Origin of the sequence: Bacillus haikouensis (assembly GCF_013179555.1) — a bacterium.
In the GTDB taxonomy this organism is placed as follows: domain Bacteria; phylum Bacillota; class Bacilli; order Bacillales; family Bacillaceae_B; genus Rossellomorea; species Rossellomorea haikouensis_A.
Window position 1 is genome coordinate 1 of the sequence record NZ_JABMCR010000604.1, and the last position, 694, is coordinate 694.

General features: G+C 40.6%; 1 protein-coding gene and 1 riboswitch. The gene reads right to left on the bottom strand.

Annotated features, from left to right (window positions below):
• Positions 1-33 precede the first annotated feature (33 nt).
• Positions 34-135, bottom strand: a riboswitch (purine riboswitch).
• A gap of 40 nt (positions 136-175) precedes the next feature.
• The coding region (locus HP456_RS24610) for a DUF4129 domain-containing protein (protein WP_172255897.1) at positions 176-694 on the bottom strand (519 nt) is incomplete at its 5' end.

Here is a 694-nt window from a genome sequence, read left to right on the forward strand (position 1 = left end):
CAGAATTCTAGTTTTTTGGCATGCATTGATGTCTAAATAGAACACTGCCTTCATAGTCCAGTCATTTACGGTGACCGGGTAGAAACTTTCGAACCATATTATCGAGGATATACGAAGGATGCTAACGAACTATATTATTAATTTGACATCATTTTATACCTTGTTGATGAAGCGGTCAACCAGTTGTCCTTTTAATTAAATTTTCCCACAATTCTCTCATCTTCACCCAATCTTCCTGATCGGGTTTATGACCATACAATGTACGTTCATACCGGTTGGTCAAACTCGTCATTTCATAGGTTCCAAAGAAGGAATCAATATATCGGGAAAATCCTCTGAGGGTTTGCCCGTCCTGCATTTTTAATCCATATCTTCCTAATTGTTTCACCAATGAAATGTAGGCTTCAGAATAAACATCTCCCGACTTTCTTCGTCTGAAATAGAAAATCAGATAGTATGGTAGCCAGCGTCTTCTGAAAATGTAGGCCATCAGCGCTGTAAAAACCAACAGTAAGAAGCCGATGAGAAGTTTACCCCAGTTCTCAGCAAAGAATGTTTTAATGCCATCCCAGAAATCTTCAAAGGAGAACCCACCGCTTGCCGATTCTTCTTCTTGTGGTGCTAACGGCTTTTTAGGCGTTTCTTCTTTCTCCGGTAATGGTGCCTGGTCTTCCTCGGGATCTTCACGCTCTAA